This window comes from Arthrobacter sp. GW460-12-1-14-TSB2 (genome assembly GCF_059423525.1).
Window position 1 is genome coordinate 160016 of sequence record NZ_JBWKYC010000011.1, and the last position, 5058, is coordinate 165073.

Genomic DNA, 5058 nt, shown 5'->3' on the forward strand with positions numbered 1-5058 from the left:
CGGCGGGACTTCCCGCCGTCGCCCGCTTCTGTCGTTCCGGGGAGCCGGATCAGCCGATCGGCTCGGCCATCTGCTCCACCACATACTGGGCGTCCACGGAGGCGCCGGTCACCGGATCGGCCATCTCCACCTTCCAGCTGCGGGCGAACTGGTCCACCCCGTGGGTCATGGCCACCGTGCCCGAAATGAGGACGGTGCCGGGTTCGTTGAGGCCGCGTTCGCTGAGGACGTCCAGCCAGTAGTCGGGGCTCAGCAACGCTCCCAATGAGCTGTCCTGGATAAGGGTATCCGGCGTATCGCCCTCCCCCACCCAGCCCTTGAGCGTGATCTGGTCCAGGTGCTCCCGCACGTCGTCGAGCCGCCAGGCCTTGCGCCCAAGGACATCGGGGCTGGCATTCTTGCTCCACGCAACACCGTGGACTTCAAGCTCGCGGTCCGTGTGGTCACAGGCCACCGTCAGCAGCACGCCGTCCCCGGTGATCACAAGCGCCCATTCTGCTTCTCCCGAGGTCCGGCCGTGCTGCACGCGGACTTCAGAGACCTGCTGGGCCAGGTAGGGCGACACCGGGTACAGCGCCGGCGTGGTTGCGGGACCGGGAACCCCCAGCTCGGCTAGCTCGGCGATGTGGGCCTGCACTTCCTCCTGCTCCCGCCCTGCGTAGCCGGCGTTCAGGAGGTGCTTGACCTGGACTTCCGTTGTGGTGCCGTCGGGAAGTTCGAAGCTCAGAGCCGTCATGTTCTGTCCATCCTTTGCGTGTCCTGTTGGAGAAATTTACAAACCGGAAACCGGAAACGATCGCCAATGTACATCCAGTATGCGTAATGTATACATTTAACGCCAGCGTGACAGGCGTCACCGTAAACATCTCGTGGAGGACAACACCATGGCCAACGTCCCAGTCCCGGCTTCCGGCGCAGCGCCGCGTCCGGACAAGCCGATGCACCCGAAGGGCCTGTACAAGGCCTTTGCCGCAAGCCTCACCGGCACCGCACTCGAGTGGTATGACTTCGCCGTCTACTCGGCAGCGGCCGCCGTCGTATTCCCCATCGTCTTCTTCCCCTCATCCGACCCCCTGACCGGCACCATCCTGGCGTTTTCCACCTATGCGGTGGGCTACGTTTCCCGTCCCGTGGGCGGCATCATCTTCGGCCGGCTCGGCGACCGGATCGGCCGCAAGAAGGTCCTGGTCACCACCCTGATGATCATCGGCGTGGCCACCGTGCTGATCGGGGTGCTCCCCGGATACGGCAGCATAGGCATCACCGCCCCGATCATCCTGGTGCTGCTGCGCTTCGCCCAGGGTGTGGGCGTGGGCGGCGAATGGGGCGGCGCCGTTCTGCTCTCCAGCGAATACGGGGATCCCCACCGGCGCGGCTTTTGGGCCTCCGCCGCCCAGGTGGGTCCGCCCGCAGGCAACCTGATGGCCAACGGCGCCCTGGCCGTCCTCACACTCACGCTGAGTGAGGAACAGTTCATCAGCTTCGGCTGGCGCATCGCGTTCCTGGTCTCGGCCCTGCTGGTCGGTTTCGGCCTCTGGATCCGCCTGAAGCTGGAAGACACCCCGATCTTCAAGGCCATCGAGGCCCACGGCGAACAGCCCAACGCCCCCGTCCGCGAGGTCTTCAGCAAGGAACTCCGCCCGCTCATCGCCGCCACCCTGTGCCGGGTGGGCCCGGACGTGCTCTACGCCCTGTTCACCGTTTTCACCCTCACCTACGGCATCCAGGCCCTCGGGTATGAACGCAGCCAGGTGCTCACCGCAGTCCTGATCGGCTCCGCGTTCCAGCTGTTCATGATCCCGCTGGCCGGTGCCGTGTCCGACCGCTTCAACCGCCGCCTGGTCTACGGCACGGCGGCAGTGCTGGGCGCCGTGTGGACGTTCATCTTCTTCGGCATTCTGGGCGGGAACAACGAGCCGATGCTGATTATCGGCATTGTGCTGGGCCTCATGGCGCACTCGTTCATGTACGGCCCGCAGGCAGCCTTCATCGTGGAGCAGTTCTCCCCGCGGCTGCGGTCCACCGGAAGTTCCCTGGCCTACACCTTCGCCGGAGTGATCGGCGGCGCCATCGCACCGCTGATGTTCACGCTGCTGCTGTCCCAGTTCGGCACGTGGATCCCGGTGGCGATCTACGTGGCAGTGGCCGCCGCCGTCACGGCAGTGGGCCTGGCGCTCGGCCGGGATTCGAACACCGTGGAGGACGAGGACTACCGCCTGCTGCTCGAAGGATCCGCCGCAGCGCGCCGGGAGTCCGCCGACGCGGAGTCCCGCTGACGGTCCGGAGGTAGTCAGGTGCGGAGCAGGATGTCGCGGGTCACGGCCAGGTGATGGTCAATTGCCTTCTGTGCCTTCGCCGAGTCGCCGGACACCAGGGCATCGAGGATGTCCTGGTGTTCGGCGCACACCTGCTCGCGCCGGCCTCCGGTACGAAACAGGGCGGAGACGCCCACCAGGATCTGCCGGACGTGGAGCTTGCTATACGTCCGGGAGATGAGCTCGTTTCCGGCGGCGTCAATGAGCTGCTGGTGGAACAGGGTGTCCAAGCGGATGAACTCCCGGGCAGCCTCCGGGTTCAGGTCTTCGGGAAGGCCGGCCTGCTGGTCCAGGGTGTCCTGCATCGTCCGGGCGGGCACCCGCTTCTGTTCGATGACCAGGCGGGCGGCATGGCTTTCCAAGACTCCGCGGAGTTCCATCAATTCGGACATTTCCCGGCCGGTCACCGGCGGAACGTACGCTCCGCGCTGCGGTATCAGTTCCACCAGTCCGTCCGAAACGAGCAGCAGGAGCGCCTCCCGCACCGGAGTGCGCGAGACCCCGATCTCGGCGGCAAGCTCCTGCTCATTCAGGAACTTCCCCTGGACTTCGGGATCGATCAGGATATTTTCACGCAGGTACGCGTACGCCTTCTCGCGGCCGGACGCCGCTGTCCCCGAACTTTTTCGCATACATCATGTATACAACAGACTGGAGCAATTTCATGCGTTTAGCAGTGGCCCAAATCATCACAGGAGCCTGCCCGGCCGCCAACCTGGAGTTGATTCGAGAATACGCCACCCGGGCCAAGGCCGCCGGAGCCGAGCTGGTGGTGTTTCCCGAAGCGGCAATGCGCGCCTTCGGCAACAGCCTGACTGACATCGCCGAACCGCTGGACGGACCGTGGGCCAATGGTGTCCGGGCCATTGCGAGGGACCTGGATATCACCGTGATCGCGGGCATGTTTACGCCCGGCGACGGCGGCCGGGTGCGGAACACCCTGATCGTCACCGGACCGGGGACCGATACGTCCTACGACAAGATCCACCTCTTCGACGCGTTTGGTTTCGCGGAGTCCGAGTCGGTGGATGCCGGCACCTCACCGGTGACATTCGAACTCAACGGCACGGTGATCGGCCTCGCGACCTGTTACGACGTGCGCTTCCCCGCGCTCTTTACAGCCAACGCGCGGGCAGGCGCCCAGGTCAACGTCGTCTGCGCCTCGTGGGGTGCCGGCGAAGGCAAGACGGACCAGTGGGACCTGCTGGTGCGGGCCCGCGCCGTGGACAGCACAACCTTCGTGGTGGCCTGCGGCCAGGGCAATCCCGCCAGCATCGGGCTGCCCGCTGCGGGTGCAGCGCCCACCGGGATCGGACACAGTGCCGTGGTGTCGCCGCTCGGCTCTCCCCTGGTCACCTTGGGCGAGGAGCCTGAGCTGGCCGTGGTGGACATCGACCCTGCCGCCATCACCGACGTCCGCGCAAAACTGCCGGTCCTCGCCAACGCCCGGAGCCTCTAGCCACCGGTACTCGAACGGCCGACGACGGAACCTTCCGCCGTCGGCCGTTTCTGTTCGTTCCGGCTGCCGGGGCCCCGGCCAGCCCGAAGATCTGGTCAGGCGTGGCGGCCGACACTACGCTGGCTGGTACCCCGCCAGGAAGAAGGACACCATGGACGATCAGGACATCCTGCAACGCATCCAAGGGCTCGTTGAGGAGGAACGCGAGCTTCGCGAAAAAGCCGAATCTGCTGCGCCCGGGCCCGAGCACGCCCCGGACCGCACGCGGCTCAAGCGCATTGAAGAGGACCTGGACCAGTGCTGGGACCTGCTTCGCCAGCGACGCGCCAAGCTGCAGTATGGCGAGAACCCGGACGAAGCGGCACCGCGGCCGGTAAGGCAGGTGGAGGACTACCGCGGCTGACTTACCGGCAGCAGGCCGTCCTGCATGCCCCCAGCCACCCGCAACATGCAGGACACCTTTGACAGGCCGTGTGACAGGTGCCATAGTTTCCATATGGACCTGTTGGACAGCTGGACAGCTGCACAAGATCGAGTTGTACGCGTTGGCGCGGCCGAAGCGGTTTTCGCATCCCTCCGCAGCGCTATCGAAGGCGGCAGGATCCCGGTCGGCACCCGCCTCGATTCGGAGGCATCGCTTGCAAAGCAGTACGGTGTGAGCCGCACGATGGTCCGGGAGGCGCTGCGTTCATGCACCGCATTGGGACTGACCGCCACCCACACAGGCAAGGGCACCTTCGTTATTGCTGACAAAGTGGCCCAGGACCTCAAACTCGGCAAGTACTCGGCTAGTGCCCTCGTGGAGGCACGTCCCCATGTGGAAGTGCCTGCCGCTGGGCTTGCCGCGCAACGCCGCAGCAGCGAAGACCTGGAGGCACTCCGGGAGATCCTGCGGGAAATGTCCGAGGAGGACGATCTCCAGCAGTGGGTGCTCTTGAACACCGAGTTCCACGTGACCATCGCCCGGTGCAGCGGCAATGGCGTGTTCGAATCATTCCTCTCAGACATCTGCGACGCCATGGCCAACCAATCGAACACACTCAACCTCGTGGCTGACCGGCGCAAGGAATCGGGGGAGGAGCACGCCCGAATCTTCGCTGCCATCGAGAGTGGATCAGCCGAGGACGCTTCCCAGGCCATGAGAATGCATCTGCACGGGGTGGAATGCGCCCTGGGCACCATCGTCCCCGGAAGCGGGAACTCCAGGGCCGGCCATACGCGCTAGCTCCTAAACCCCGAACAGCACCCACCTCCCCCTGCCCTGCCCCCTACTGCGGCGTGCCC

The 5058-nt window shown here is 65.5% G+C and carries 6 protein-coding genes; 4 read left to right on the forward strand and 2 right to left on the reverse strand.

The features are described 5' to 3' along the window. Positions 1-49: 49 nt before the first annotated feature. The gene (locus AC07YR_RS14555) at positions 50-736 is read right to left on the reverse strand and encodes a DUF2848 domain-containing protein (RefSeq protein WP_055807522.1); all 687 of its coding nucleotides are present in this window, start codon (positions 734-736) and stop codon (positions 50-52) included. Positions 737-884: 148 nt separating this feature from the next. Between AC07YR_RS14555 and AC07YR_RS14560 the strand changes: the two genes are divergently transcribed. Further along, positions 885-2276 (forward strand): MFS transporter, encoded by a 1392-nt coding sequence (locus tag AC07YR_RS14560; protein ID WP_494734396.1) that lies wholly within the window; start codon positions 885-887, stop codon positions 2274-2276. Between the two features lie 14 nt (positions 2277-2290). On the opposite strand, the gene AC07YR_RS14565 is transcribed toward AC07YR_RS14560, so the two are convergent. After that, on the reverse strand, positions 2291-2947 hold the full coding sequence (locus AC07YR_RS14565) for a GntR family transcriptional regulator (RefSeq protein ID WP_436058701.1): 657 nt from the start codon (positions 2945-2947) through the stop codon (positions 2291-2293). Positions 2948-2979: 32 nt separating this feature from the next. On the opposite strand from AC07YR_RS14565, the gene AC07YR_RS14570 reads away from it, so the two are divergent. The 3 genes from AC07YR_RS14570 (at position 2980) to AC07YR_RS14580 (ending at position 4999) form a co-directional block, all read left to right on the forward strand. Then, positions 2980-3774, forward strand: coding sequence for a carbon-nitrogen hydrolase family protein (locus tag AC07YR_RS14570; RefSeq protein WP_436058702.1), 795 nt, complete (start codon positions 2980-2982; stop codon positions 3772-3774). 151 nt (positions 3775-3925) lie between these two features. Beyond that, positions 3926-4177: a DUF2630 family protein gene (locus AC07YR_RS14575; RefSeq protein ID WP_436058703.1), complete on the forward strand. Its 252-nt coding sequence runs from the start codon at positions 3926-3928 to the stop codon at positions 4175-4177. Between the two features lie 93 nt (positions 4178-4270). Next, positions 4271-4999 (forward strand): FadR/GntR family transcriptional regulator, encoded by a 729-nt coding sequence (locus AC07YR_RS14580; RefSeq protein WP_055807533.1) that lies wholly within the window; start codon positions 4271-4273, stop codon positions 4997-4999. The last annotated feature ends 59 nt before the right edge of the window (positions 5000-5058 follow it).

Coding starts and splice junctions, on each gene's coding strand:
- AC07YR_RS14555 (WP_055807522.1), bottom strand. CDS start 736: ATGACGGCTCTGAGCTTCGAACTTCCCGACGGCACCACAACGGAAGTC.
- AC07YR_RS14560 (WP_494734396.1), top strand. CDS start 885: ATGGCCAACGTCCCAGTCCCGGCTTCCGGCGCAGCGCCGCGTCCGGAC.
- AC07YR_RS14565 (WP_436058701.1), bottom strand. CDS start 2,947: ATGCGAAAAAGTTCGGGGACAGCGGCGTCCGGCCGCGAGAAGGCGTAC.
- AC07YR_RS14570 (WP_436058702.1), top strand. CDS start 2,980: ATGCGTTTAGCAGTGGCCCAAATCATCACAGGAGCCTGCCCGGCCGCC.
- AC07YR_RS14575 (WP_436058703.1), top strand. CDS start 3,926: ATGGACGATCAGGACATCCTGCAACGCATCCAAGGGCTCGTTGAGGAG.
- AC07YR_RS14580 (WP_055807533.1), top strand. CDS start 4,271: ATGGACCTGTTGGACAGCTGGACAGCTGCACAAGATCGAGTTGTACGC.